Source organism: Pseudomonas weihenstephanensis (assembly GCF_016812185.1).
Taxonomy (GTDB): domain Bacteria; phylum Pseudomonadota; class Gammaproteobacteria; order Pseudomonadales; family Pseudomonadaceae; genus Aquipseudomonas; species Aquipseudomonas weihenstephanensis.
The window spans coordinates 506,529-531,338 of the sequence record NZ_JAAEBV010000004.1 but is presented as its reverse complement, the minus strand read 5'-3'; the positions used below and the strand labels follow the sequence as shown (position 1 = coordinate 531,338).

22 protein-coding genes are annotated in these 24,810 nt (G+C 58.6%); 17 read left to right on the top strand and 5 right to left on the bottom strand.

The window, feature by feature from the left end:
- Positions 1 to 26: 26 nt before the first annotated feature.
- The 6 genes from hemC to GYN01_RS15915 all read left to right on the top strand — a co-directional run bounded on the left by hemC (position 27) and on the right by GYN01_RS15915 (position 5,546).
- A complete protein-coding gene (hemC, locus tag GYN01_RS15940; RefSeq protein ID WP_048364721.1) occupies positions 27 to 968 on the top strand; it encodes a hydroxymethylbilane synthase in 942 nt (313 codons plus the stop codon).
- The gene (locus GYN01_RS15935) at positions 965 to 1,732 is read left to right on the top strand and encodes a uroporphyrinogen-III synthase (protein WP_048364720.1); all 768 of its coding nucleotides are present in this window, start codon (positions 965 to 967) and stop codon (positions 1,730 to 1,732) included. The genes hemC and GYN01_RS15935 overlap by 4 nt, the downstream gene beginning before the upstream one ends.
- A gap of 16 nt (positions 1,733 to 1,748) precedes the next feature.
- Positions 1,749 to 2,876: a uroporphyrinogen-III C-methyltransferase gene (locus GYN01_RS15930; RefSeq protein ID WP_203307429.1), complete on the top strand. Its 1,128-nt coding sequence runs from the start codon at positions 1,749 to 1,751 to the stop codon at positions 2,874 to 2,876.
- Positions 2,873 to 4,114, top strand: coding sequence for a heme biosynthesis protein HemY (locus GYN01_RS15925; protein ID WP_048364718.1), 1,242 nt, complete (start codon positions 2,873 to 2,875; stop codon positions 4,112 to 4,114). The genes GYN01_RS15930 and GYN01_RS15925 overlap by 4 nt, the downstream gene beginning before the upstream one ends.
- Before the next feature lie 222 nt (positions 4,115 to 4,336).
- Positions 4,337 to 4,864, top strand: coding sequence for a disulfide bond formation protein B (locus GYN01_RS15920; RefSeq protein ID WP_048400784.1), 528 nt, complete (start codon positions 4,337 to 4,339; stop codon positions 4,862 to 4,864).
- A gap of 190 nt (positions 4,865 to 5,054) precedes the next feature.
- Positions 5,055 to 5,546 (top strand): Rsd/AlgQ family anti-sigma factor, encoded by a 492-nt coding sequence (locus GYN01_RS15915; protein ID WP_048364716.1) that lies wholly within the window; start codon positions 5,055 to 5,057, stop codon positions 5,544 to 5,546.
- 45 nt (positions 5,547 to 5,591) lie between these two features.
- On the opposite strand, the gene GYN01_RS15910 is transcribed toward GYN01_RS15915, so the two are convergent.
- Positions 5,592 to 6,257, bottom strand: a complete 666-nt coding sequence (locus GYN01_RS15910) for an FKBP-type peptidyl-prolyl cis-trans isomerase (protein ID WP_203307428.1) — start codon at positions 6,255 to 6,257, stop codon at positions 5,592 to 5,594.
- A gap of 247 nt (positions 6,258 to 6,504) precedes the next feature.
- On the opposite strand from GYN01_RS15910, the gene GYN01_RS15905 reads away from it, so the two are divergent.
- Positions 6,505 to 7,428, top strand: a complete 924-nt coding sequence (locus GYN01_RS15905) for an AlgP family protein (RefSeq protein WP_203307427.1) — start codon at positions 6,505 to 6,507, stop codon at positions 7,426 to 7,428.
- On the opposite strand, the gene GYN01_RS15900 is transcribed toward GYN01_RS15905, so the two are convergent.
- Positions 7,425 to 7,889 carry a TIGR02444 family protein gene (locus GYN01_RS15900; protein WP_203307426.1) on the bottom strand — a complete coding sequence of 155 codons (465 nt, stop codon included), beginning with the start codon at positions 7,887 to 7,889 and terminating at the stop codon, positions 7,425 to 7,427. The genes GYN01_RS15905 and GYN01_RS15900 overlap by 4 nt on opposite strands.
- Positions 7,890 to 7,939: 50 nt before the next feature.
- Here GYN01_RS15900 and GYN01_RS15895 point away from each other — a divergent pair, with 50 nt between their 5' ends.
- The 5 genes from GYN01_RS15895 to GYN01_RS15875 all read left to right on the top strand — a co-directional run bounded on the left by GYN01_RS15895 (position 7,940) and on the right by GYN01_RS15875 (position 13,701).
- Positions 7,940 to 9,850, top strand: a complete 1,911-nt coding sequence (locus tag GYN01_RS15895; protein WP_048364712.1) for an ATP-binding cassette domain-containing protein — start codon at positions 7,940 to 7,942, stop codon at positions 9,848 to 9,850.
- The gene (locus GYN01_RS15890) at positions 9,850 to 10,407 is read left to right on the top strand and encodes a mechanosensitive ion channel family protein (protein ID WP_048364711.1); all 558 of its coding nucleotides are present in this window, start codon (positions 9,850 to 9,852) and stop codon (positions 10,405 to 10,407) included. Before GYN01_RS15895 ends, GYN01_RS15890 begins: the two co-directional genes overlap by 1 nt.
- Before the next feature lie 98 nt (positions 10,408 to 10,505).
- Positions 10,506 to 11,138, top strand: a complete 633-nt coding sequence (locus GYN01_RS15885; protein ID WP_059762294.1) for a LysE family transporter — start codon at positions 10,506 to 10,508, stop codon at positions 11,136 to 11,138.
- A 66-nt stretch (positions 11,139 to 11,204) separates the two neighbouring features.
- On the top strand, positions 11,205 to 13,103 hold the full coding sequence (locus tag GYN01_RS15880; protein ID WP_203307425.1) for a cytochrome c/FTR1 family iron permease: 1,899 nt from the start codon (positions 11,205 to 11,207) through the stop codon (positions 13,101 to 13,103).
- 145 nt (positions 13,104 to 13,248) lie between these two features.
- Positions 13,249 to 13,701, top strand: coding sequence for a YaiI/YqxD family protein (locus tag GYN01_RS15875; RefSeq protein ID WP_048364708.1), 453 nt, complete (start codon positions 13,249 to 13,251; stop codon positions 13,699 to 13,701).
- On the opposite strand, the gene elbB is transcribed toward GYN01_RS15875, so the two are convergent.
- Positions 13,702 to 14,370 carry an isoprenoid biosynthesis glyoxalase ElbB gene (gene elbB / locus GYN01_RS15870; RefSeq protein WP_048364707.1) on the bottom strand — a complete coding sequence of 223 codons (669 nt, stop codon included), beginning with the start codon at positions 14,368 to 14,370 and terminating at the stop codon, positions 13,702 to 13,704. It abuts the gene before it with no gap.
- Between the two features lie 110 nt (positions 14,371 to 14,480).
- On the opposite strand from elbB, the gene GYN01_RS15865 reads away from it, so the two are divergent.
- A complete protein-coding gene (locus GYN01_RS15865; RefSeq protein WP_048364706.1) occupies positions 14,481 to 15,719 on the top strand; it encodes a sterol desaturase family protein in 1,239 nt (412 codons plus the stop codon).
- On the opposite strand, the gene GYN01_RS15860 is transcribed toward GYN01_RS15865, so the two are convergent.
- Entirely contained in the window at positions 15,697 to 16,317 is a 621-nt protein-coding gene (locus GYN01_RS15860; protein WP_048364705.1) for a DedA family protein, read from the bottom strand. The genes GYN01_RS15865 and GYN01_RS15860 overlap by 23 nt on opposite strands.
- A 461-nt stretch (positions 16,318 to 16,778) precedes the next feature.
- Between GYN01_RS15860 and ppk1 the strand changes: the two genes are divergently transcribed.
- On the top strand, positions 16,779 to 19,016 hold the full coding sequence (gene ppk1, locus GYN01_RS15855) for a polyphosphate kinase 1 (RefSeq protein WP_048364704.1): 2,238 nt from the start codon (positions 16,779 to 16,781) through the stop codon (positions 19,014 to 19,016).
- 50 nt (positions 19,017 to 19,066) lie between these two features.
- Here the strand turns inward: ppk1 and ppx are convergent, their stop codons facing one another.
- Positions 19,067 to 20,569, bottom strand: a complete 1,503-nt coding sequence (gene ppx, locus GYN01_RS15850) for an exopolyphosphatase (protein ID WP_048364703.1) — start codon at positions 20,567 to 20,569, stop codon at positions 19,067 to 19,069.
- 278 nt (positions 20,570 to 20,847) lie between these two features.
- Here ppx and trxA point away from each other — a divergent pair, with 278 nt between their 5' ends.
- From trxA to GYN01_RS15835, 3 genes are all read left to right on the top strand, one after another.
- Positions 20,848 to 21,177: a thioredoxin TrxA gene (trxA, locus tag GYN01_RS15845; RefSeq protein ID WP_016783018.1), complete on the top strand. Its 330-nt coding sequence runs from the start codon at positions 20,848 to 20,850 to the stop codon at positions 21,175 to 21,177.
- A gap of 234 nt (positions 21,178 to 21,411) precedes the next feature.
- Complete coding sequence (rho, locus tag GYN01_RS15840) at positions 21,412 to 22,671, top strand: transcription termination factor Rho (protein ID WP_047272818.1); 1,260 nt, start codon at positions 21,412 to 21,414, stop codon at positions 22,669 to 22,671.
- A gap of 121 nt (positions 22,672 to 22,792) precedes the next feature.
- Positions 22,793 to 24,793 carry an acyltransferase family protein gene (locus tag GYN01_RS15835; RefSeq protein WP_203307424.1) on the top strand — a complete coding sequence of 667 codons (2,001 nt, stop codon included), beginning with the start codon at positions 22,793 to 22,795 and terminating at the stop codon, positions 24,791 to 24,793.
- The last annotated feature ends 17 nt before the right edge of the window (positions 24,794 to 24,810 follow it).

Below are 24,810 nucleotides of genomic sequence, written 5' to 3'. Positions count from 1 at the left end.
CGTATCTTTTCAGTACGGATTGATCCATGTCCTCTCGCGAAATCCGCATCGCTACCCGTAAAAGCGCCCTGGCTCTGTGGCAGGCCGAATTCGTCAAAGCCCGTCTGGAGCAGGCCCACCCCGGTCTTGTGGTGACGCTGGTGCCCATGGTCAGCCGTGGCGACAAGCTGCTCGACTCACCGCTGTCGAAAATCGGCGGCAAGGGGCTGTTCGTCAAGGAGCTGGAAACAGCCTTGCTCGAAAACGAAGCCGACATCGCCGTGCACTCGATGAAAGACGTGCCGATGGACTTCCCTGAAGGTCTGGGCCTGTTTTGCATCTGTGAGCGTGAAGACCCGCGCGATGCCTTTGTCTCCAACACCTATGCCAGCCTCGACGACTTGCCCCTGGGCAGTGTGGTCGGCACCTCCAGCCTGCGTCGTCAGGCTCAATTGCTGACCCGTCGACCAGACCTCGAAATCCGCTTCCTGCGCGGCAACGTCAACACCCGTTTGGCCAAGCTCGACGCAGGCGAATACGACGCCATCATTCTTGCAGCGGCCGGTCTGATTCGCCTTGGCTTTGAAGAGCGCATTACCTCTGCCATCAGCATCGAAGACAGCCTGCCAGCCGGTGGCCAAGGTGCTGTGGGTATTGAGTGCCGCAGTGCAGACGCTCACATCCACGCTTTGCTGGCCCCGTTGCACCACGCCGATACGGCCGTGCGCGTGACAGCCGAGCGTGCGCTTAACAAGCATTTGAACGGCGGCTGCCAAGTCCCGATTGCCTGCTACGCGGTGCTTGAAGGCGAGCAAATCTGGTTGCGCGGTCTGGTCGGCGAGCCCAGCGGCGGGACTTTATTGAGTGCTGATGCGAGGGCGCCGCGCGCTGAGGCCCAAACCCTTGGTGTGCAGGTGGCCGAGGCGTTGCTGGCCCAAGGGGCAGGTGACATCCTGAAAGCCGTTTATGGTGAGGCAGGCCACGCGTGACAGGGTGGCGCGTGTTGCTGACCCGGCCGGCTGAAGAGTCGGCGGCACTGGCGAGTGAGTTGGCATCAGCTGGCGTGTTCAGCACCAGCTTACCGTTGCTGGCGATCCAGCCATTGGCTGTGACCCTCGCACAACGCGCCGTGATCACGGCCCTGGATCGTTATTGCGCAGTGATCGTCGTCAGTAAACCCGCGGCACGCTTGGGGCTGGCGCTGGTGAGTCAATACGGGCCTCAAGCCCCTGCACAGAAGTGGTTCAGTGTCGGTGCCGCCACGGCGCAGATTCTCGCCGACTACGGGCTCGATGTTAGCTACCCTCAATGCGGTGATGACAGTGAAGCCTTGCTGGCGATGCCGGCATTTACGCAATCGGTAGCGTGTGATCAGCCCAAGGTGTTGATTATGCGCGGGGAGGGTGGCCGCGAGATGTTGGCCGACCGTCTGCGCAGCCTTGGCGCGCAAGTCGACTACCTTGAACTCTATCGGCGTGAGCTACCCTCATACCCGCCGCACACGCTGTGCCAACGCGTGAAAGTGGAACGCCTGAACGCGCTGGTGGTCAGCAGTGGACAAGGGCTCGAACATTTACGCCAATTGGCAGGTGACGCCTGGCCCCACTTGGCAGCGTTAACGTTGTTTGTTCCAAGCCCTCGGGTGGCTGATATGGCGCGTAGCGCCGGGGCCCAACATGTTGTGGATTGTCGTGGCGCGAGCGCCGCGGCTTTGCTGGCGGCGTTACGGGAGTACCCCGTACCTGCTCTTTAATGCAAAGGATGGATACGTGAGCGAAACAATCTTGACCAAAGAACCTGTGCAGCCTGCGCCACAAGTGCCGGATGACAAAACTGCCGCAAAGCCTGAGCGCCGGGGCAATGGTCTGGCGGTTTTTGCCTTGTTGCTGGGGGCTGCCGGTGTGGCGGTGGGCGGTTGGGGGGTGTGGCAGGTTCGTCATTTGCAGACCGACACCGCGCAACAGCTGAGTGAAGTCCAGGCGCTGGGCGCGCAAACGCTGTCGATCAAACAAGGTGAGCAAAAGCTGCTGACGCGTCTGAATCAATTGCCTTCGGCCAGCGAGCTGGACGATCAGCGCCAGTTGGTGGTGCAGCTACAAGGTGATCAGCAACGTTTGAATCAGCGTCTCGAAACGGTATTAGGCGCAAGCCGCAAGGACTGGCGCCTGGCTGAGGCTGAACATTTGCTGCGTCTGGCCAGCTTGCGCCTGTCCGCATTGCAAGACATCACCAGCGCTCAAGCCTTGGTAGAGGGCGCCGATGCGATTTTGCGCGAGCAAAATGATCCGGGTTCTTTTGCCGCCCGTGAGCAGTTGGCCAAAAGCCTCGCGGCCTTGCGCAGTGTTGAACAACCGGACCGCACCGGGCTGTTCCTGCGCTTGGCGGCGTTGCGCGATCAAGTGGCACAGCTCAATGCTTTGGCACCGGCTTATCAGGATCAGGGCGACTCGCTTTTGGGTTTGACAGCGGACGGTGACGGCGCGAGCCGATGGGCGCAGTGGTGGGATGAAATCTCGCACTACATCCGCATTGATTTCAACGCTGACAAGAACGTGCGCCCTCTGTTGGCAGGTCAAAGCCTGACGCAAGTGCGGCTGGCTTTGAGTCTGGCGCTTGAGCAAGCGCAATGGGCTGCCCTCAATGGCCAGGAACCGGTGTATACCCAAGCCTTGGCCCAAGCCGAAGAGGTCCTCAAAGTTAATTTCAACCAGGACAACCCGCAAAGTCAGAAACTGCTGCAACAGGTGGTTGAACTTCGTCAGCAGCCGGTCACGGTTAAAACGCCGGACCTGTCTGGCACCTTGAGTGCCGTGCAGGCGTACCTTGAGCGTCGGCATGTCAGTGCGGACGAGCCGGGTCAGGCGGCGGGTAGCCCCACGCAGGAGGCGCGTCCATGAAACGCTTCTATGTGATTGTATTTTTGTTGATTGCAGCCGCTGCCTGCATCGGCCTGGCAATCGCCGAAGATGCGGGCTACGTGCTGTTGGCTTATAAAAGTTTCCGTTATGAATCCAGTGTGTGGGCCACCTTGGCACTGATCGTGGTGCTCTGGCTGCTGATTTGGGGCATCAAACTGTTGGTCGAACTGGTGACGGCCTCGACCGGGCTGGTCAATCCGTGGTCGCGACGTAACCGCAGTCGTCGTGTACAGATCGCCATTGAACAGGGGCAGATGGACCTCGCCGAAGGCCGTTGGGCCAGTGCGCAAAAAAACCTGGCGCGTGCGGCGGAGGCTGAACGCCAACCGTTGCTGTTTTATCTGGGCGCTGCCCGTGCGGCCAATGAACAGGGCCACTACGAGGAGAGCGACAAACTGTTGGAGCGCGCGTTGCAGCGTCAACCTCAAGCCGAACTGGCGATTGCCCTGAGCCATGCGCAATTGCAGGTCGACCGTGCGGACACCGACGGCGCGCTAAACACCCTGCAAGCCATGCACGAGCGTCATCCGCACAACGTGCAGGTGCTGCGTCAGTTACAACGCCTGCACTTGCAACGTGGCGACTGGACCGCGTTGATCCGTTTATTGCCAGAGCTGCGCAAAGACAAAGTATTGCCGGCCAAAGAACTGGCCGAATTGGAGCGCCGTGCCTGGGGCCAAAACCTTAGCCTTGCAGCGCAGCGCGAAACCGAAGGCGAGGCGGCGCTGCAATCATTGCAGCGTGCGTGGCAGCAGCTCACGTCGGCCCAGCGTCAGGAGCCGGCACTGGTGCTGGCCTACGCCGAACAGTTGCGCCAACTGGGTGCGCAAGGCGAGGCAGAAGACGTGTTGCGTGGCGCGTTAAAGCGTAACTACGACAGCCACCTTGTGCGGCTTTATGGCTTGTTACGTGGCAACGACCCGGTCAAGCAATTGCAAACCGCTGAGGGCTGGCTCAAAGCGCATCCGGCAGACCCGAGCCTGCTACTGACATTGGGCCGTTTGTGCCTGCAAAACAGTTTGTGGGGCAAAGCGCGTGACTACCTGGAGAGCAGTCTGAAACTTGAACGCAATCCCGAAACGTGCGCTGAACTGGCCCGGCTGCTGGCTCAACTGGGCGACACTGCGCGCAGCAATCAACTGTTTCAAGAAGGTTTGAATTTGTTGGATGAACGTCTGTTAGCGTTGCCGCTGCCTGCCACGGCAAGTGGTATTTAACGGGTTTTGTCCGACTTGCGTGGACGCGTAAGTCGGACTCCGAAAGGAAAATTCTTACGGAAACGACTAAAGGTAATTTTCCTACTTGATGTGTCCAGTTGTCTTTCGGCTTCTGTCGGTTAATCCTTACAGGCTTAAGGACGCTTCCACCGGGGCCCACCTTGAAAGGGTTAACAGCTTTCCTCTACCGTAACTGCCTGTCTCTTTTGTTACGGATAAGCCATGTTTTTGGCCTGCTCACGTTTCATTTTTCTCTTAACATTTTTGGCCAGTTTTCTGGTGCTGAGCGCTTCCTTGTACTTGGAGTACGGGTCTGGTCTTGAGCCGTGTTCGTTGTGTTGGGTGCAGCGCTTTTTCTTGACGGCCTGCTGCCTGGTTAATCTGTTTGCCTTTCTCTATGCCTCTCGCCTCACGCGTGTGTGGGCCTGTGCCTTGCTGTCTATGGCGATGGCCGTGGGTGGCGCCGTGGTTGCGTTGCGTCAAGTGCTGCTACAAAGACTTGAGCCAGAACAACTGATGTTTTGCCAACCAGACCTGGCGTGCATGTGGGAATACCTGTCGTTTGGCAACTGGTTCCTGGCGCTCTATCGAGGCTCCGAAGCCTGCCTGCGCGTAAGTTGGACGGTTTTTGGGCTGAGTGTGCCCGAGCTAAGCCTGCTGGCTTTTACCGGGATGTGTCTGCTGAGCGGTGCGCAGATCATTCGCCTGACTTTCAGTCGTCCAAAGGCCCGCCCCTGCGACGCGGGGTAGCAGGTGCGATTAAACGCTTGTATGAATTTTCTCTCATGCGTACCTTGAAGCAGTCGCCTGGCGGGCATAATCTGGCCCGCACGCAGTATTGGAAATATGCCGCCCAACATTGTTGCGCTTGCGCACGTTTGGGTTCGCACAGGCCCGGCTAACGCGGGTGGCATGAACCCACAAGGGAAGAGAGATCACCATGCTCGAGAGTTGCAAGAATGCGACGGAACGTTTTTTTGGCGTCCATAAGCTGATTGATAACTGGCTGCTCAAGCGCCTTGAGCTGGTGAAGGCTTACGACGCCGTCCAGTCGGAGATCCATGGTCTTAATCCCAAGCGTGGCCCTCAAAAAGCGTTTTGCGGTGTTCTGATGGACTATATGTCCGCAGGCCATTTCGAGGTTTATGAACAATTGACCGACGAAGCGAAAGCCTTTGGTGATAAGCCCGCGCTGGAGTTAGCCAATAAGATTTACCCTCGAATTGATCAAATCACCGAACGAGCCGTGGACTTCAACGACCGCTGCGATGGCAAGAAACACCGCCCCGATTGTAAAGACCTGGCGCAGGCTTTCATCGAACTGGGTGCTTTGCTGCGTGAACGTTTCGAGCTGGAAGACTGCCTGATCGAAGTGATGCACAACGCACACGAACCTGAAAACGCGCCTCAAGCCCAAGCGATTCAAGCCTGATAAGTGTGCGAGGCCTCCACGCCAGGCGCGCGTGATCGGGGCCTTTTACTTTTTGGTATCGAGCAACTCGATTTCAAATAGCAGCGGTGTGTAAGGCGCAATCAAATCACCTGCACCGTCGGCGCCATAGGCCTGATCAGACGGGATGACCAGTCGCCATTTTGCACCCACTGGCATCTGCGCCAGTGCACTGCGCCATCCTGCGATCACGCTGTCTAGACGAAACCACTGCGCCTGAGTGCTGCGATCAAACACAGTGCCATCAGGCAGGCGTCCCACATAGTTCACTTTCACCCATCCTTGTGCATCCGGCTTTACGCCGCTGCCCGGTGTCAGTTCGGTCAAAATGATGCCGTCTGCCAGTTCGCGTACCTTCGGTTTTTGCTTTTCTCTGGTTAAAAAATCGCGCTCGGCCGAGAGGGCCAATTCACTTTGCGGCTGCGCCGTGGCGGCGTCGATCTGTGCCTGATGTTCAGTCAACACCTGCTCGATACGCTCATCGCTCAGTGCCAGGGCTTTGCCTTGGTAGGCGCTGCGCAATCCTTCAATCAGCGCTTTAAGCTCTAAGTCAGGTACTTCTTCGCGCAGGCGCTCACCCAGGCTGGCGCCCAGGCTGTAGGCGAGGTCGTGTGCAGCACCGTTGCTGGTTGGCGGGGCTGCGTGCACCAGCGGTGCAAGGCAAAACACGGTCAGCAAAAGGTATCGCGCCATCGTCACTCTCCAGCCTCAAATGCGGGGGATTATGCCAGCGGTGCCTTTGGCATCGTGTTTTTATTCGCCTCAGGCAACAGGGTTTAATCGGGCCTAGAAACGCGCGCGCAGGATAACTAAAACTTGATCCAGCACAAGTTTCTCGACGCCATGCAACCCGCAGCTATCGTTAGTGTCAACATGATCTAGCGGCGGTTCCTACAGAGGTCTAGTATGAGTCGCACTCACTTCAGCCAGGAGGTAAACCATGTCGGCCAAAAAGAAGCCCGTTAATACCCCGTTGCACCTGCTCCAACAGCTCTCAAGCAGCCTGCTTGAGCATTTGGAAAGCGCTTGTTCTCAAGCGTTGGCTGATGCTGAGAAACTGCTCGCCAAGCTTGAAAAGCAGCGCGGCAAAGCTCAGGAGAAACTGCACAAGGCGCGTGCCAAACTGCAAGACGCAGCCAATGCCGGTAAATCCAAGGCTCAGGCCAAGGCCAAGTCTGGCGTTAAAGAGCTTGAGCAACTGCTCGATACACTGAAGGAACGTCAAACGCAAACCCGCGATTACATCCTGCAACTCAAGCGTGATGCTCAAGAAAGCTTGAAGCTGGCTCAAGGTGTGGGCCGCGTGAAAGAAGCAGTCGCCAAAGCGCTGACCACCCGTGAAGCCAAACCTACCTCCAGTGCCAAGAAGTCTGCGGCTAAAGCACCTGCCAAAGTAGCAGCCAAGGCGCCCGCCAAAGCCCCTGTAAAAGCACCTGCCAAATCTGCGGCCAAAGCGCCTGCGCAAAAGCCTGCGACCAAGGCCGTTGCAGCCAAAGCCGCTGCGGCCAAGCCAGCAGCAAAAACCGCAGCTGCCAAACCTGCTGGCGTTAAAGCCCCCGCCAAGGCGCCCGTAAAAGCAGCCGCCAAACCTGCTGCCAAAACCGCTGCGGCCAAACCCGTTGCCAAGCCAGCCGTGGCCAAACCTGCTGTTGCCAAGCCAGCGGCAGCGGCAAAAGCGCCTGCCAAGCCTGCTGCAAAACCCGCTGTAAAGCGTGTAGTGAGAAAACCGGTGGCTGCCAAGCCGGCCACTCCTGCGGCCAAGCCTGCCGCCGCCCCGGTTGCAGCGACAGCTTCCACTCCAGCGTCTACGCCAGCTCAGGCGCCTGCAACCACCTCCGCAACGACGCCAACCAGCGCCTCTTAAGCGTGGTTGATTGCGGCGCGCAGCGTTTGCAGCGCGCCGCAATCAGGTTGGCCAGCCAAGCTCGCCATCCTTTGCAGCCAATCGCAATCCCCTTGCGATTGGTCTGAGGGCCACGACTGCGTCAGCGACTCCAATCGTCGCAGCACTGTTCGCTCAGCCTCCAGTTCCAATGCCTTGATCTGCCCTCGCAATGCATCCAGCGCCTCATCGTGGGCAGACGCTTCGCGCCATTGCGTTCGTAAGTGACGCAAAGGTTGTACGACTTCGCGCTGCCATGGCTCGGCACAGTCGCTTAATTGCTTAAGACGAGCGTCATTGCACCTCACGCCGCGTTGCTCAAGCCAGGCCGCGCACAGCAGCAAGCACACGTCCAGGCCTTGGCTTTGCAGGTTCAGGCACGCGCGCTCGACACCGGGTCGGGCGTAGAGGTGTAAACAGGTGTTCCACAGATCAGTGTGCATAGTGCTATTAGCGCCAGTTGAGAGGGAAGCTGGTAGACTCCGCGGCCATTATGATCCGACTTCAGAACCTGACTTTACAGCGTGGCCCGCAACGTCTGCTAGAAGACGCCGAGCTGACCCTGCACGCCGGCCACAAAGCCGGTCTGGTCGGCGCCAATGGCGCCGGTAAATCCACTTTGTTCGCCTTGCTGCTGGGTGAGTTGACGCCTGATTCCGGGGACTGTCTGCTCCCGGCCGACTGGCGGATCGCTCACATGCGGCAAGAAATCGACACCCTCGATCGCATCGCGATTGATTACGTGCTCGATGGCGACCAGCGTTTGCGCCAAGTGCAAAACGATCTGGCCAAAGCCGAGGCCGACGAAGACGGCCCTGCCCAGGCGCGCCTGCACGCCGAACTGGACAGCGCCGACGGCTACACCGCCGATGCGCGCGCGCGCAAAATGCTTGCCGGTCTGGGCTTCACGAACGAGCAAATGGATCGCCCGGTCGCCGACTTTTCCGGCGGCTGGCGCATGCGTTTGAACCTGGCGCAAGCCTTGATGTGCCCCTCCGACCTGTTGTTGCTCGATGAACCGACCAACCACTTGGACCTCGACGCCATCCTGTGGCTCGAAGATTTTCTCAAGAACTATCCCGGCACCTTGCTGCTGATCTCTCACGACCGGGACTTCCTGGATGCCGTGGTGGATAACATCGCGCATGTCGATCAGCGCAAAATCACGCTCTATCGTGGTGGTTACAGCGCCTTTGAGCGTGCTCGTGCCGAGCGTCTGGCGCAGCAACAGCAAGCCTACGAGAAGCAGCAGGCGCAACGTGCGCACATGGAAAGCTACATTGCGCGCTTCAAGGCTCAGGCCACCAAGGCCCGTCAGGCCCAGAGCCGGATCAAAGCCCTTGAGCGCATGGAAGAACTGAGTGCGGCGCATGTCGACTCACCGTTCGACTTTGTGTTTCGTGAAGCCGTGAAGCTGTCCAGCCCGTTGCTGGACTTGTCTGATGCACGCTTGGGGTATGGCGAAAAAACCATCCTTGAGAAGGTCAAGCTGCAACTGGTGCCGGGGGCGCGTATCGGTCTGCTCGGCCCTAACGGTGCGGGCAAATCGACCCTGATCAAAAACCTTGCAGGCGAACTGGAGCCTCTGTCAGGGCGTTTGGCCCGCGGTGAAAACCTGGTCGTCGGGTATTTTGCCCAGCATCAGCTCGACTCGCTGGACTCCAAAGCCAGCCCGTTGCTGCACATGCAGCGCCTGGCACCGACTGAGCGTGAACAAACCCTGCGTGATTTTCTCGGCGGTTTCGACTTCCGTGGCCCGCGTTGTGATGAGCCGGTACTGAACTTCTCGGGCGGCGAGAAAGCTCGCCTGGCCTTGGCCTTGATCGCCTGGGGCCGCCCCAACCTGTTGCTGCTCGACGAACCGACCAACCACCTTGACCTCGAAATGCGTCTGGCGCTGACCATGGCCTTGCAGGAGTTCAGCGGTGCGGTACTGGTGGTGTCTCACGATCGGCATTTGCTCAAAAGCACCACGGATGAGTTCTTGTTGGTCGCTGATGGCAAAGTGCAGGAATTCGACGGTGACCTCGAAGACTATGCGCGTTGGTTAGCCGATTACCGCCTGCGCAACGCGCCGGCGAGTACCACGCCGATCAACCCGGACAAGACTGACAAAAAGGCTCAGCGTCAGGCCGCCGCCGCGCTGCGTCAGCAGTTGGCGCCCCACAAGCGCGAAGCCGACAAGCTCGAAAGCGAGTTGGGCAAGGTCAACGAGAAGCTGGCCAAAATTGAAGTCAGCCTCGGCGACAGCGCTGTTTACGAAGCCGCCCGCAAGGACGAACTGCGTGAGCTGCTGGCTGAGCAAGCCAAGCTCAAAGTGCTCGAAGGCCAGTTGGAAGAGCGCTGGATGGAAGCCCTCGAAGTGCTTGAAACCTTGCAAGCAGAACTGGAAGCCTTGTCCTGATGGAAGCCCTGCACATGCCCGTGCCCGCCGAGCTGATCGCGCCGCTGTGGATTGGCGTGCAGATCTTGCTGATTCTGTTGACGGGTTATTTTTTGCAGCGCGGCATTGCCCGCTTTCTTAACCGTCTGGGTCAGCGTTACCCGCTGCCGCCGCAGTTGTTGATGCCGCTGCGCGGTGGTTTGCGCTGGTTCATCATGGGCAGCGCGGTGATTATCGTGCTGGAGCGTCTCGGGGTGTCGGCCACAGTGCTGTGGACGGCGCTCTCGGGGTTTGTCGCGGTGGCGGCCATCGCCTTTTTCGCGATCTGGAGCGTGCTTTCCAACCTGCTGTGCGCGGTACTGATCTTTACCGTCGGCCCGTTTCGGATCGGCGACGTGGTTGAGCTGCTCGACACGCTGGACAAGCCGGGCGTCAAAGGCCGGGTGGTGGCGATCAATTTGCTCTACACCACACTGATCGAACCCGCAGAAGCGGGCAGTGGTAGCAGCATGGTGCAAGTGCCCAATAGCCTGTTCTTCCAGCGCTCTGTTCGCCGCTGGCGCGAAGGCGACCTTTAAACGCTCCTACACGGTGTGGCGCAAAAAACCAGTGGTTAATTTTCAGCCAGCGCATTAGCTTTAAGGACGTGTTACTGATTTTGTCCGAGAGGTGTGCGATGTCGCTGGAAACATGGTTGGCCTTTTTTGCGGCGTCCTGGGTGATCAGCCTGTCGCCGGGTGCCGGTGCTATTGCGTCGATGTCATGTGGGCTGCAATACGGTTTTTGGCGCGGCTATTGGAACGCCCTCGGCCTGCAACTGGGCCTGGCCTTGCAAATCGCCATCGTTGCCGCCGGGGTAGGCGCCATTCTCGCCGCGTCCTCCACCGCGTTTTACGCCATTAAATGGTTTGGCGTGGCCTACCTGATCTACCTCGCGATCAAACAATGGCGCGCCTTGCCCGCTGACCTCAGCGATGACGCTGCCGTACGTCCTATTGGCAAACCGCTGGCGCTGGTGTTTCGCGGCTTCCTGGTCAATGTCAGCAATCCCAAGGCGCTGGTGTTTATGCTCGCGGTGTTACCGCAGTTTGTTGACCCGCACGCGCCGCTGTTGTCTCAGTACTTGATCCTCGGCACGACCATGATCTGCGTCGACCTGATTGTGATGGCCGGCTACACCGGGTTGGCGTCCAAGGTGCTGCGTTTGCTGCGCACGCCCAAACAACAGCGGCGCATGAACCGCACGTTTGCCGGTTTGTTTGTGGGCGCGGCGGGGTTTCTGGCCACGCTGCACCGCGCAACGACGTAAAGACCTTGAGTCATTGGGAAGGGAAGTGAACAATGTGTTACTTCTCATTTCCAGCCGGATTTTTCGATGACCGCCCGCTCGCGTTTTTTGGCATGGCTGATGCTGCCCGTGCTCGCGTTGTGCAGCCTTGCTGTGTCTGCCAACTCCCCGGAAGGTGCCTCACAGGCACTTCACCTCATTGACTACATTGGTGCTGATTACCCGCCTACGGTTGAAGATGGCAAAGTCATCGACGAAACCGAGTATCACGAGCAACTGGAGTTTTTGGCCGTTCTCAAAGGGCTGATTGCCGATTTGCCCGAGCGTGCGGAACGGGCTGAACTGGCGCAGGGCGTGAACGCGCTGCAAACCGCCATCGAGCAACGCGAAGACGGCGCCGCCGTGGCCCGTGAAGCGCGGCAGTTGGGGGCCAAGCTGGCCGTGGCCTACGAGGTCAGCCAGGCGCCGGTCATCACGCCAGACCCCACGCGTGGCGCGCCGTTGTACGCCCAGCATTGTTCGGTGTGTCACGGCGAAGCCGGAGCTGGCGATGGTCCGGCTGGCGTGGGCATGAGCCCGCCACCTGCCAATTTGCGCGACGCCGGGCGCCTCGACCGCTTGAGCCTGTACGCGATCTACAACACGTTGGGGCTGGGCGTTGAAGGCACCGACATGCCGTCCTTTGCCGACCAGCTGGATGAGCGTCAGCGCTGGGACCTGGCCACTTACATCGCGGGCCTGAGCGCTGATCCAAACGCGGCAAAGGCAGACAAAACCTACAATCTGGCTGACCTTGCGCGCCAAACGCCTAATGAAGTGCTGGTCGCCGAAGGCCCGCAAGCCGCTGCCACCTTCCGTGCACAACGCGCGCAACCGCCGCAGGTAGTGCGTGGCCCTGCGCAACTGCTCGATTACACCCGCGCCACCCTCGACAAAAGCCTGGCGGCTTACCGCGCGGGGGATCGCGAACAGGCCTACGACTTGTCTGTGGCCGCCTACCTGGAAGGCTTTGAGCTGGTTGAAAGCTCACTGGATAACGTCGACAGCAACGTGCGTAAAAGCACGGAGAAAGCCCTGATGGCCTATCGTCAGTCGTTGCAGGACGGCTTGCCGATTGAGCAGGTCGAGCAGCGTCTGGAGGCAGCCAAAGCGCTGCTCAAGGCGTCGGCAGGCTTGCTGGGCAGCGATGGCCTGAGCGGGTCGTTGAGCTACATTTCGGGTTTGCTGATTTTGTTGCGTGAGGGCCTGGAAGCCATTCTGGTGTTGGCCGCGATTCTGGCCTTTTTGCGCAACACCGGCCAGCAATCGGCCGTGCGCAGTGTGAACGTGGGCTGGGCGCTGGCATTGGTCGCCGGGCTGGCCACGTGGGCGCTGGCGGCTTATGTGATCGACGTCAGCGGCGCACAACGCGAATTGCTGGAAGGTTGCACTGCACTGTTCGCCAGCGTCATGGTGCTGTGGTTGGGTGTGTGGATGCACGACCGCCGACATGCTGCTGCGTGGCAGGACTACATCAAAAGCAGCTTGGTCAGCGGTGGCGGGCGGTTTGGCTTTGCGATTCTGGCGTTCTTCTCGGTGTACCGCGAGCTGTTTGAAGTGATCCTGTTTTACGAAACCCTGTGGCTGCAAGCGGGCCCGGCCGGTCACAACGCTGTCTTGGCCGGCGGTGCTACAGCGCTGGTGCTGTTGATCGGCCTGGCATGGGTCATTCTTCGCGGTTCGGCCAAATTGCCGCTGGCGATGTTCTTCGGCATTAACGCCGCTTTGTTGTGCGCGCTGTCGGTGGTGTTCGCAGGCCACGGTGTGAAAGCGCTGCAAGAGGCCGGTATTTTCGGCACGCGGCCGGTGCCGTTCTTCGAGTTCGACTGGCTGGGCATTCATGCCGATGCTTATTCGCTCGGAGCACAGGCCGTCGCCCTTTTGGCCATCATCGTGCTGTACAGCCGCAGTAAATGGGCTGAAAAACGTCGGGTGCAGGCTGCGTAGACCACCATTGGTTACGAGCGCTTCGACAGCGACTACACCGTGTGGATGTACATTCTGTAGTCGCTGGCCTACGCGGCAGTGAGGGCCCAAAGGCTTTGGCTATTTGATCACAGGGCGAGGCCCTACTTTTTACAGGAGCGCACCCATGCGTGTCTGGATCGATGCCGACGCGTGCCCCAAGGCCGCGAAGGATCAAGTTATAAAATTCGCCTTGAAGCGTCAGTTTGAAGTGGTGCTGGTGGCTGGGCAGAGTCAGATCAAGCCCACGTATGCCTTGGTCAAGTTGATCGTGGTGCCCAGTGGCCCGGATGCGGCAGATGATTATCTGGTCGAGCACGCGGTGCCCGGCGAGTTGGTGATTTGCAGCGATGTGCCGCTGGCCGACCGGCTGGTGAAGAAGGGCGTGGCCGCGCTGGACCCGCGTGGTAAAGAGTTCGACCCGCAAAACATGGGTGAACGGCTGGCGGTGCGTAACTTGTTTACCGACCTGCGCGAGCAAGGGCAAATGGGCGGCGGGCAGGGCGCGTATGGCGAACGTGAGAAGCAAGCGTTCGCCAATGCGCTGGACCGCATCCTGACGCGTTTGACGCGTGTGTGATCAATCGTCTTCGTGGGTCAGTTCAAGCACGCGGTCGACCATCTTGTTGATCCCCGACGCCGCTTCGCTGATGGAGTGCGCCAACATATAGGCAGGCGTGCTGACCAGCTTGCGGGCTTTGTCTTCGACAATCTCCGACACCTCGCACTCTTGGTGAATGGCGCCCATTTTGGTCACCGTGCTGGCGGTATCGGCATCTTTGCCAATGGTGCAGGTCACGCCAGGGCCGTAGATTTTGGCGGCGATGGCAGGTGAGATGCACATCAGGCCCACCGGCTTGGCCGCTTCGGCAAAGGCTTCAGCCAGAGCCAGCACGTCGGTTTGCACTGTGCATTTGTCGCCTTCGGTGGCGAAGCTTGAAAGGTTTTTTGCCGCACCAAACCCGCCCGGTACGATCAGCGCGTCGAAGTCGTCGACCTTCGCTTCACGGATATCCTTGATGTTGCCACGGGCAATGCGCGCAGACTCAACCAGCACGTTACGCGACTCGGGCATCTCATCGCCGGTCAGGTGGTTGATGACGTGCAGCTGCGCAATGTTGGGCGCGAAACACTGAACCTTGGCGCCACGTTGATCGAGGCGCAGCAGGGTGATAACACTTTCGTGGATTTCGGCCCCATCGTAGACGCCGCAACCCGACAGAATCACAGCCACTTTTTTCTGGGTCATGTTGGTTCTCCTAGTACATGGCGCTAATGTCGCCTGATTTGGCACTTGATGCCATAGGGTGTTCATGCAAACCCGGCCTACGCTTGTAGGAACATTGGTCGGGGTGCGCCATGAAGCTTATTTTGTATGCAGTGCCGTTTTTCTTTGTGTTGATCGCGATTGAGCTGCTGGCCGACCGCTGGCGCGGCATGCGCACTTATCGGCTGGCCGACACCATCAGCAGCCTGAGCACCGGCGTGCTGTCGACCACCACCGGTTTGCTGACCAAAGGCGTGGGTCTGGTGACCTATGCCCTGGCGCTCGACCATCTGGCCTTGATCAGGCTGCCCGAAGACAGTGGCTGGGTGTGGCTGTTTGCGTTCGTGCTGTATGACTTTTGCTACTACTGGCACCATCGCCTTGGGCATGAGCGCAATGTGCTGTGGGCGGCGCACTCGGTGCATCACCAAAGCGAGGACTACAACTTGTCCACCGCTCTGCGTCAGACCAGCACCGGTTTTATATTCGGCTGGGTGTTTTACCTGCCGATGGCTGTGCTTGGCGTACCGTTGCTGGTGTTCGTCACCGTGGCGACGCTCAATTTGCTTTATCAATTCTGGGTACACACCCGTCACGTGCCCAAGCTGGGCTGGTTCGAGTGGTGCTTTGTTTCGCCGTCCAATCACCGGGCTCACCATGCGCAGAATGCTCTCTACATGGATCGCAATTACGGCGGGGTGTTCATTTTTTGGGATCGCCTGTTTGGCACCTTCCAGGAAGAAGATGACGCCGAACCGGTCATTTTCGGCGTGACCACGCCGCTGTCGAGCTGGAACCCGCTGTGGGCCAATTGGCAGTTTTATGCCCAACTGTTGGCTGATGCGCGGCGCACTGAGCGCTGGTGGGACAAAGTGCGCATCTGGTTTATGCCCACCGGCTGGCGCCCGGCGGATGTGGCGGGCAAGCACCCGGTGAACAAGCCCGATTTGAGTCAATTCAAAAAGTTTGAGGTGGCGCTGGCGCTACCGCAGCAGGTGTATATCGCCCTGCAATTTGCGGTGTATGTGGGGTTGGGCAGTTATCTGCTCAATCTGGGCGAGCATTTAGCGCCCCAGGCATTGCTGTTGGGCTGGGGTTACATGGCGCTAGGTCTGTTTGTGTTGGGGGCCGGGCTTGAGAATCGGCCCTGGGCATTGCGCCTTGAGGGGGTGCGCCTGGCGCTGAACGTGCCGCTGGTGTGGCTGGCCCCGTGGGCGGGGCTGTGGCCGGCCAGCGCGTGGGGCTGGGTTGCCCTGTTCAGTTACAGCGCCTTGAGCGTGATGGGCCTGTACGCGTGCAGAGCCAGGGTTACTCCGCTGGCGGAGTGTTAGCCTCGCCTGCCTTGTGTTTGGCTTCTTCAAGGGCGATTTGTTTGGCCTGGCGCGCATTTTTGAAGCGCCGACGGATCCACAGGCAGACGCCCAGCACCAGCAATGCGCCCAATACCCACAGCTCATACTTCTTGACGCTGCCGAGCAGGCCTTCAAGCACCGCGCCAAAGTGGTAGGCGGCAGTCGCCAGCGCGATGGCCCAGATGGCCGCGCCAATGCCGTTGAGCAGCAAGTAGCGGCCCGGCGGGTAGCCGGACAAACCAATCGCCACAGGCATGACGGTGCGCAGGCCGTAGACGAAGCGAAAGCTCAAGACCCAGATGTCGGGGTGCTTGCGAATGTGCTCCAGTGCTTTGTCGCCCATGAGCTGCCAGCGCGGTTTGCGCGCCAACAGTTTGCGGCCGTGCTTGCGCCCCAGGAAGTACCACAGCTGATCGCCGGCATAACTGCCGAGAAACGCCACGATCATCACCAGTTTGAGGTCCATGTATCCGCGGAACGCCAAGAAGCCTGCGAGAACCAGAATGGTCTCACCTTCAAAGAACGTCCCTAGAAACAGGGCGAAGTAGCCGAATTCTTGAAGAAATTGTTGGAGCATTGTCTGGGTGCTGGCGAAATGAACGCGCAGCCTACGCCTTCAAGCGCGTGTATGAAAGTATCGAAATGTGTCTTGTCGTGAACAAATCCTACAATGCATATGGTTTTGACTTACGTCATGAGCGCTGTCATCTGCTGTTCATAAGGCGTCGGTATAAAGGTCGCGCGCGTTCAGGTCTGGGGCAAACGGGATTTTTCAGGCGCTGATCAACATGGCGCTGCGCACGGCTTGGCCGACTAAAGTCGAACCGTCTACACAGTCCGTTACCCAATGGTCGCGGCGACGCGGTACTGGCCTCAGAACAATTTCACGAAATCACCCTCTAAGTAGGCCTCAGCCCGCATAAAGCGCCTTTGAGCGGTTTAATCCCGCAGGCGTTGGTGGCATTCTGGCTGTCAACTTGACTGGCCGCGCCGCTTAACTGTTACGAGAGTCAAACCCGCTCTTATCAGGAACTTTCAATGAATACCGAAGGACAGACAGAACTCGTTGCCACTGAGCCTCAACCGATGGTTGAGCAGGTCTCTGAAACCCCGCCCACGCCCGAGGCACACGCGCCCGCAGCGGCCGAGTCGCATGCCGCGGCGCATCCGACGATTGCCATTCCGGGCCTGGATGACAGCAGCCTGTATATCCATCGTGAGTTGTCGCAATTGCAGTTCAACATTCGCGTGCTGGAGCAGGCGCTGGATGAGTCCTACCCGTTACTTGAGCGCCTGAAATTTCTGCTGATCTTCTCCAGCAACCTCGACGAATTCTTCGAAATTCGCGTCGCGGGTCTGAAGAAGCAAATCACCTTCGCCCGTGAACAGGCCGGTGCCGACGGTTTGCAGCCGCATCAGGCGTTGGCGCGCATCAGTGAACTGGTGCATGGGCATGTCGATCGCCAATACGCGATTCTCAACGACATCCTGCTGCCTGAGCTTGAAAAACATCAGGTGCGCTTCATTCGTCGGCGTCACTGGAACACCAAGATCAAAGCCTGGGTGCGTAAATTCTTCCGCGATGAGATCGCACCGATCATCACCCCGATTGGCCTTGATCCTACGCACCCGTTCCCGTTGCTGGTGAACAAGAGCCTCAACTTCATTGTTGAGCTCGAAGGCATTGATGCATTCGGCCGTGATTCTGGCCTGGCAATCATCCCCGCCCCGCGTTTGCTGCCGCGTGTCATCAAAGTGCCGGAAGACGTCGGTGGGCCGGGCGATAACTACGTGTTCCTGTCGTCGATGATCCATGCGCATGCCGACGACTTGTTTCAGGGCATGAAGGTCAAGGGTTGCTACCAGTTCCGTCTGACCCGAAACGCCGATCTGGCGGTCGACACTGAAGATGTAGAAGACCTGGCCCGTGCACTGCGCGGCGAATTGTTCTCGCGTCGTTATGGTGACGCGGTGCGTCTGGAAGTGGCCGATACCTGCCCTAAACATCTGTCGGATTACCTGCTCAAGCAGTTCAACCTGCACGAAACCGAGCTGTACACGGTTAACGGCCCGGTGAACCTCACGCGGCTGTTTAGCATCACGGGCCTGGACAGCCATCCCGAGCTGCAATACACACCGTTTACCCCGGCGATTCCGAAGCTGTTGCAGAACAGCGAAAATATTTTCAGCGTGGTCAGCAAACAGGACATCTTGCTGCTGCACCCGTTCGAGTCCTTTACCCCGGTGGTGGATTTGCTGCGGCAGGCCGCCAAAGACCCGCATGTGCTGGCCGTGCGCCAGACGCTGTACCGCAGCGGCGCCAACTCCGAAATCGTTGACGCGTTGGTGGACGCTGCGCGTAACGGCAAGGAAGTGACCGCTGTGGTTGAGTTGCGCGCCCGCTTTGACGAAGAGTCCAACCTGCAACTGGCCAGTCGTTTGCAAGCGGCCGGTGCGGTGGTGATTTACGGGGTGGTGGGCTTTAAGACCCACGCCAAGATGATGCTCATTCTGCGTCGCGAGGCGGGCGAGATCGTGCGTTACGCGCATTTGGGCACGGGTAACTACCACGCGGGTAACGCGCGGTTGTACACCGACTACAGCTTGCTGACCTCCGATGATGCGCTGTGCGAAGACGTCGGCAAGTTGTTCAGCCAGTTGATCGGCATGGGCAAGACGCTGCGCATGAAGAAGCTGCTGCACGCGCCGTTCACGCTGAAGAAGGGCATGCTCGATATGATCGCCCGCGAAACGCAATTCGCGCTGGAGGGCAAGCCTGCGCACATCATCGCCAAGTTCAACTCGTTGACCGACCCTAAAATCATTCGTGCGTTGTACAAGGCCAGCCAGTCCGGCGTGCGGATCGATTTGATCGTGCGTGGCATGTGCTGCCTGCGTCCGGGGATTGCGGGGGTGTCGCACAACATTCACGTACGCTCGATCATCGGCCGCTTTTTGGAGCACACCCGGGTGTTCTACTTCCTCAACGGCGGGGAAGAGCAGATGTTCCTGTCGAGTGCCGACTGGATGGAGCGCAACCTGGATAAGCGCGTCGAGACGTGCTTCCCGATTGAAGGCAAAAAGCTGATTTTGCGGGTCAAGAAAGAGTTGGAGTGCTACCTGACCGACAACACCCACAGCTGGAGCTTGCAGTCGGACGGGCGTTACATTCGCAACACACCAACCGGCAACCAAAACCCGCGCAGCGCCCAGGCCACTTTGCTTGAGCGTTTGAGCCTGCCGGTATTGGCCGTCAACACCGGCCCGTCGGTGTAAGTAACCGCCCGGTGTCGTAGCCGCTGCGCCAGCGGCTACGCAGGCTCAATTCAGGACACCGTCAGTACAATCCCGACCCGTGTCAGCCATTGTGCTTCTTGCTCAAAGTCGGCCTGGGTCAGCGGGTTCTGCTCAAGCCAGCCTTCGGGGAAGATCACTTCAAGGTGATCGCCATCGGCCCGCAGTTTTACCTGCGAGGCTTGCTGGTCGCCACGGATGTGGTGGTACAAAATCGCAAAGCGCAACAACACGCACAGGCGAATCAGCTTGATGCCGTCTTCACCAAAGTCTGCGAACTTGTCTTTGGGAATATTACGGCGGTGGCCGCGTACCAATAGCGCGAGCATTTGCTGGTCTTCACGGGAGAAGCCGGCAAGGTCGGAGTGCTCAATCAGGTAGGCGCCGTGTTTGTGGAAATGATAGTGCGCGATGTCGAGGCCGACTTCGTGCACCTTGGCCGCCCAGCTCAGTAATTCACGCCATACGCCGTCTTTCAAATCCCACGCCTTGGCCACTTGGTCGAAGGCACGTAAGGCTTTGCGCTCAACCCGTGCCGCTTGCTCGCGGTCAACGTGGTAGCGGTCCATCAACGAACTGAGGGTGCGCTCGCGCACGTCTTCGTGATGATGGCGGCCCAGCAGGTCGTACAGCACCCCTTCACGCAACGCGCCGTCGCAGTGATCCATGCGTTGCAGTTCCAGAGAATCGAAGATCGCTTCCAGGATGGCCAGCCCGGCCGGGAAGATGGTGCGTCGATCAGGCTTGATGCCTTCAAAGTCGATTTTTTCGACCTCGCCCAGCTTGAACAGTTTGCGCTTGAGCCACGCCAGACCTTCGGCATTGACCTCGCCATTGCCATGACCGCCGGCCTTGAGGGCCAGGCCAATGGCGCGGATGGTGCCTGACGAGCCGATGGCTTCGTCCCAGCCCAAGCGGTGCAAGGCGTGTTCGATGCTCATGATCTCAAGGCGCGCAGCGGTGTACGCCTGTGCATAACGCGCCGGGGTGATCTTGCCATCGCGAAAATAGCGCTGGGTGTAACTGACGCAGCCCATTTGCAGGCTTTCGCGCAACAACGGTTCAAAGCGCTGGCCAATGACGAATTCGGTACTGCCACCGCCAATGTCTGCCACCAGGCGCTTGCCCGGCGTATCAGCGAGGGTGTGGGACACGCCCAGGTAAATGAGGCGTGCTTCTTCACGTCCGGAAATGACTTCTACTGTGTGGCCGAGGATTTCTTCGGCGCGCACGATGAACTCATTGCGGTTACGTGCTTCACGCAGGGCGTTGGTGCCCACAATCCGCACGGCGCCCAAAGGCATACCGTTGATCAGTTGGGCAAAACGTTTCAGGCAATCGAGCCCGCGCTGCATGGATTCTTCGTTGAGTTTGCGATCTTCGTCGATGCCGGCTGCTAACTGCACCTTTTCACCAAGACGCTCCAGGATACGGATTTCACCGTTCTGAGCCTTGGCCACCACCATGTGAAAGCTGTTAGAACCCAGATCAATGGCGGCGATCAGGGACGGATTCTTGGCTTGGGATTGGGGCATGGTTGAGGGGTCTCGGTCGATAACTTCGCCATCGTGCCACGATCAAACGCTCGCGCCAACGCGTGATGTCAGAAGGCTTGATGTGGCTCAAGCAATTTTTCGTAACGTCTGGCTTCATATCATTAAAGGCGTTAACCCACGGACGCGATATTTAAATTCATCAGCCATACTCTGACTCATGCTTCTTTATAGTCAGACTCAATTAAGCCTCAGCTTCCTGAACGCGGTGATGACGGCTATGATGTGCTACGTTTTTGCTTACAACCACGGAGACTTCCATGAGCAGCGATCTTATTAAACACGTCACCGACGCTAGCTTTGAGGCCGATGTTCTCAAGGCTGAAGGCGCTGTACTGGTCGACTACTGGGCTGAATGGTGTGGCCCTTGCAAAATGATCGCGCCAGTTCTGGACGAGATCGCAGAGACTTACAAAGGCAAGCTGACTGTTGCCAAACTGAACATCGATGAAAACCAGGAAACCCCGGCCAAGCATGGCGTACGTGGTATTCCGACGCTGATGCTGTTCAAGAACGGCAATGTCGAAGCCACCAAGGTCGGTGCGCTGTCGAAGTCGCAATTGGCTGCATTCCTCGACGCTAACATTTAAGTGTCGATAAAAGCCCCGCAAAATGCGGGGCTTTTTCATGGCTCAAGGACTAGACGCTATGAAAAGCAAGTGTTACATTCGGCCCCGCACTGGTTTCTCCACTGCCCCCTGCAAGCCGTCGCCGACGCACTCCTTATCGAATTAGTACGCGATCCTGTCGCCTTCTCTGCGGCGCGGCCTCATTAAGCCAAAAGCTTAATTTCCCCCCTCCATAAATGATTACGTCATTCCTATATGAACCTGACTGAACTCAAGCAAAAGCCGATTACCGAACTGCTCGAATTGGCCGAACAAATGGGCATAGAAAATATGGCCCGTTCGCGCAAGCAGGACGTGATTTTCTCCCTGCTGAAAAAGCACGCGAAAAGCGGCGAGGAAATCTCCGGTGATGGCGTGCTGGAGATCCTCCAGGACGGCTTCGGCTTCCTGCGCTCCGCTGACGCCTCGTATCTTGCCGGCCCGGACGATATTTACGTCTCGCCTAGCCAGATTCGTCGCTTCAACTTGCGCACCGGCGACACCATCGTCGGTAAAATCCGCCCGCCAAAAGAAGGCGAGCGTTACTTCGCACTGCTGAAAGTCGACACGATCAACTACGATCGTCCCGAGAACGCGAAAAACAAGATTCTTTTCGAGAACTTGACCCCGCTGTTCCCGACCGTACGCATGAAGATGGAAATCGGTAACGGTTCCACTGAAGACCTGACCGGTCGTGTGATCGACCTCTGCGCGCCCATCGGTAAAGGTCAGCGTGGTCTGATCGTTGCTCCGCCAAAAGCGGGCAAGACCCTGATGTTGCAGAACATCGCGTCGAACATTTCGCGTAACAACCCTGAAGTTCACTTGATCGTTCTGTTGATCGACGAGCGTCCTGAAGAAGTGACCGAAATGCAGCGCACGGTGCGCGGCGAAGTGGTTGCGTCGACCTTCGACGAGCCGCCAACCCGTCACGTGCAAGTGGCCGAAATGGTGATCGAGAAGGCCAAGCGCCTGGTCGAACACAAAAAGGACGTGGTGATCCTGCTTGACTCCATCACCCGTCTGGCCCGCGCCTACAACACCGTGATCCCAAGCTCCGGCAAGGTGTTGACCGGTGGTGTTGATGCCCACGCCCTTGAGAAGCCAAAGCGTTTCTTCGGTGCGGCGCGAAACATCGAAGAAGGCGGCTCGCTGACCATCATCGCTACCGCGCTGGTTGAAACCGGCTCGAAGATGGATGAAGTGATCTACGAAGAGTTCAAAGGCACCGGCAACATGGAACTGCCTCTGGACCGCAAAATCGCTGAAAAGCGCGTCTTCCCTGCGATCAACATCAACCGCTCCGGCACCCGCCGTGAAGAGTTGCTGACCGCCGATGACGAGCTGCAACGCATGTGGATCCTGCGCAAGCTGTTGCACCCGATGGACGAAGTCGCAGCGATCGAGTTCTTGATCGACAAGCTGAAACAGACCAAGACCAACGATGAGTTCTTCCTGTCGATGAAACGCAAGTAACACGGTTTCTCGATCAAAAAATGGCGCCCCGCAAGGGCGCCATTTTTTTTGGGCAAAAAAAAGGAAGGTTTGCGCTGAGCGCCGGTCAATAACAGCACTCTACTGACGGGTGCTGAGCGTTATGAGTTCACTTGTTTATCGCAGGGACATTGATGGCCTGCGCGCAATTGCCGTGATAGCGGTGGTGCTTTTTCACTTCGGGGTGCCCGGTTTCACCGGCGGGTTCGTCGGCGTTGATGTGTTCTTCGTCATTTCCGGTTACCTGATTACCTCGATCATCTGGCGCCAGCGTGAAGCGGGGCGTTTTAGTTTCGTGGATTTTTGGGCTCGCCGAGCGCGACGTATCCTGCCCGCCTTGTTTGTACTGCTGGCGGCAGTCCTTGTGGCTGGCTGGTTTTTGATGGCACCCAAGGACTACGAAGAACTGGGCCGCTCCGTGCGTTACCAGGTGTTGTTCGTGTCCAACCTGCTGTTCATGCGCCAGGACGGTTATTTCGATGCGGCCAGCGACCTGAAACCGTTGCTGCACACCTGGTCACTGGCCGTTGAAGAACAGTTCTACATCGTCTTCCCTCTGGTACTGACTGTGCTGTCGGCTCGCTTTAAGCACTGGCGACTGGCGTTGTTCGGCCTGCTGCTGATTTCGTTTGGCTTGAGCGTCTGGGCCGTTGCCCAGCACCCGCAAAAGGCGTTTTTTCTGTTGCCGATGCGGGCGTGGGAGTTGTTGGCAGGCGGCATGCTGGCCATTGCCCCTGTCACCCAAAAACGCCTGACACCTGCGGCGGCGCAATGCTTCAGCCTCTTGGGGCTGGGGCTTGTCCTGATGGCGGTCTTTGGTTACGACAAAAGCACACCGTTCCCCGGTGCCGCGGCATTACTGCCGGTACTGGGGGTGGTGGTACTGATCTGGGCCAATGAGCATCACACCACCTGGGTGGGGCGTTTGTTGAGCACGCGGGTAATGGTCGGTCTCGGGCTGATTTCTTACTCGTGGTACTTGTGGCACTGGCCGGTCTTTGTGTTTGGCAGCTATGCCAGCGTGGGTGAATTTGGCGCGGGTTTGACCAGCGCTCTCATCGCGCTGACGTTGATCTTGGGCTATTTGTCCTGGCGCTTTGTCGAAACGCCCTTTCGTGAGCGTCGACTGTTAGCTGGGCGGCGGCAGATTCTGGCGGCCGCGGGTGTGGGCATCCTGGTATTGGGTTTGGCCGGGCAAGCGCTGCGCTGGAGTGATGGTTTGCCGCAGCGTTTGTCAGAGCAGGCGTTGCAGTACGCCAACGCCAGCCACTGGCGGCCCGAATTGATGGCCTGCATCACGGATGACAAAAGCCCCGCAGACACGCCGTTTTGCCGATACGGCACGCCCGATGCCCCTGCGCAGTTACTGGTGTGGGGCGACAGCCACGCCACGGCGCTGATCCCTGCGTTGCAAGACAGCGCCGAGCGCTACGGGGTCAATGTGATGCTGGCCAGCTCGGCGGGTTGTCTGCCCCTTGAAGGCCTGGAGCACGGCGCTCGATGTGCGGCCTACAACCGTCGTGTGGTGCGCACATTGAACACCGAACCGGTGAGCGACGTGATGTTGGTGGCACGCTGGAGCCTTTATCTTTATGGCGATGCCAAAGGTGATCGGGGTCATGCGCTGAAAGCAGCGGATGGCCATTACGACCGCGAGGTGGCCGAGCAGCAACTGGCGCAAGGCTTGCGCACACGCATTAAACAGCTGCGTCAGGCCGGCCATCGTGTGTGGCTGATGAAAGAGGCGCCGTTGCAGCCGTTCAATCCGCCTTATCGCTTGAGCCGTTTAGCGATGCTGAACAAGCCCACAGAGGGCACCGGTTTTCCGCTGGCCGATCACCTCAAACACACGGCCTTTATCAACCGTTTGTTCGCTCAAATTGCTGCCAGTGACCCCGGCGTCAAGGTGCTGGACCCTACACCACAGCTGTGCGATGCCACCGGTTTATGTCGGGCTGAGCGGGACGGTGACGCGTTGTACACCGACGACAATCATCTGTCCGAAGCGGGTGCCAAGTTGATGCTGCCCGTAGTGGCGCCGCTGTTTGAAACCGTGACCGAGTCAAACCCGTCCGGCCCGCGTGAAGCCAATACTGCCCGCTAAGCAGCGATAAGCTGCCA

Bases quoted from the DNA above. Each gene is read 5' to 3' on its own strand.
- GYN01_RS15900 (WP_203307426.1), bottom strand. From the start codon at position 7,889: ATGCACACTGATCTGTGGAACACCTGTTTACACCTCTACGCCCGACCC.
- elbB (WP_048364707.1), bottom strand. From the start codon at position 14,370: ATGACCCAGAAAAAAGTGGCTGTGATTCTGTCGGGTTGCGGCGTCTAC.
- GYN01_RS15910 (WP_203307428.1), bottom strand. From the start codon at position 6,257: ATGGCGCGATACCTTTTGCTGACCGTGTTTTGCCTTGCACCGCTGGTG.
- ppx (WP_048364703.1), bottom strand. From the start codon at position 20,569: ATGCCCCAATCCCAAGCCAAGAATCCGTCCCTGATCGCCGCCATTGAT.
- GYN01_RS15920 (WP_048400784.1), top strand. From the start codon at position 4,337: ATGTTTTTGGCCTGCTCACGTTTCATTTTTCTCTTAACATTTTTGGCC.
- trxA (WP_016783018.1), top strand. From the start codon at position 20,848: ATGAGCAGCGATCTTATTAAACACGTCACCGACGCTAGCTTTGAGGCC.
- GYN01_RS15925 (WP_048364718.1), top strand. From the start codon at position 2,873: ATGAAACGCTTCTATGTGATTGTATTTTTGTTGATTGCAGCCGCTGCC.
- GYN01_RS15915 (WP_048364716.1), top strand. From the start codon at position 5,055: ATGCTCGAGAGTTGCAAGAATGCGACGGAACGTTTTTTTGGCGTCCAT.
- GYN01_RS15895 (WP_048364712.1), top strand. From the start codon at position 7,940: ATGATCCGACTTCAGAACCTGACTTTACAGCGTGGCCCGCAACGTCTG.
- GYN01_RS15890 (WP_048364711.1), top strand. From the start codon at position 9,850: ATGGAAGCCCTGCACATGCCCGTGCCCGCCGAGCTGATCGCGCCGCTG.
- GYN01_RS15905 (WP_203307427.1), top strand. From the start codon at position 6,505: ATGTCGGCCAAAAAGAAGCCCGTTAATACCCCGTTGCACCTGCTCCAA.
- GYN01_RS15875 (WP_048364708.1), top strand. From the start codon at position 13,249: ATGCGTGTCTGGATCGATGCCGACGCGTGCCCCAAGGCCGCGAAGGAT.
- GYN01_RS15885 (WP_059762294.1), top strand. From the start codon at position 10,506: ATGTCGCTGGAAACATGGTTGGCCTTTTTTGCGGCGTCCTGGGTGATC.
- GYN01_RS15865 (WP_048364706.1), top strand. From the start codon at position 14,481: ATGAAGCTTATTTTGTATGCAGTGCCGTTTTTCTTTGTGTTGATCGCG.
- GYN01_RS15860 (WP_048364705.1), bottom strand. From the start codon at position 16,317: ATGCTCCAACAATTTCTTCAAGAATTCGGCTACTTCGCCCTGTTTCTA.
- ppk1 (WP_048364704.1), top strand. From the start codon at position 16,779: ATGAATACCGAAGGACAGACAGAACTCGTTGCCACTGAGCCTCAACCG.
- hemC (WP_048364721.1), top strand. From the start codon at position 27: ATGTCCTCTCGCGAAATCCGCATCGCTACCCGTAAAAGCGCCCTGGCT.
- rho (WP_047272818.1), top strand. From the start codon at position 21,412: ATGAACCTGACTGAACTCAAGCAAAAGCCGATTACCGAACTGCTCGAA.
- GYN01_RS15880 (WP_203307425.1), top strand. From the start codon at position 11,205: ATGACCGCCCGCTCGCGTTTTTTGGCATGGCTGATGCTGCCCGTGCTC.
- GYN01_RS15835 (WP_203307424.1), top strand. From the start codon at position 22,793: ATGAGTTCACTTGTTTATCGCAGGGACATTGATGGCCTGCGCGCAATT.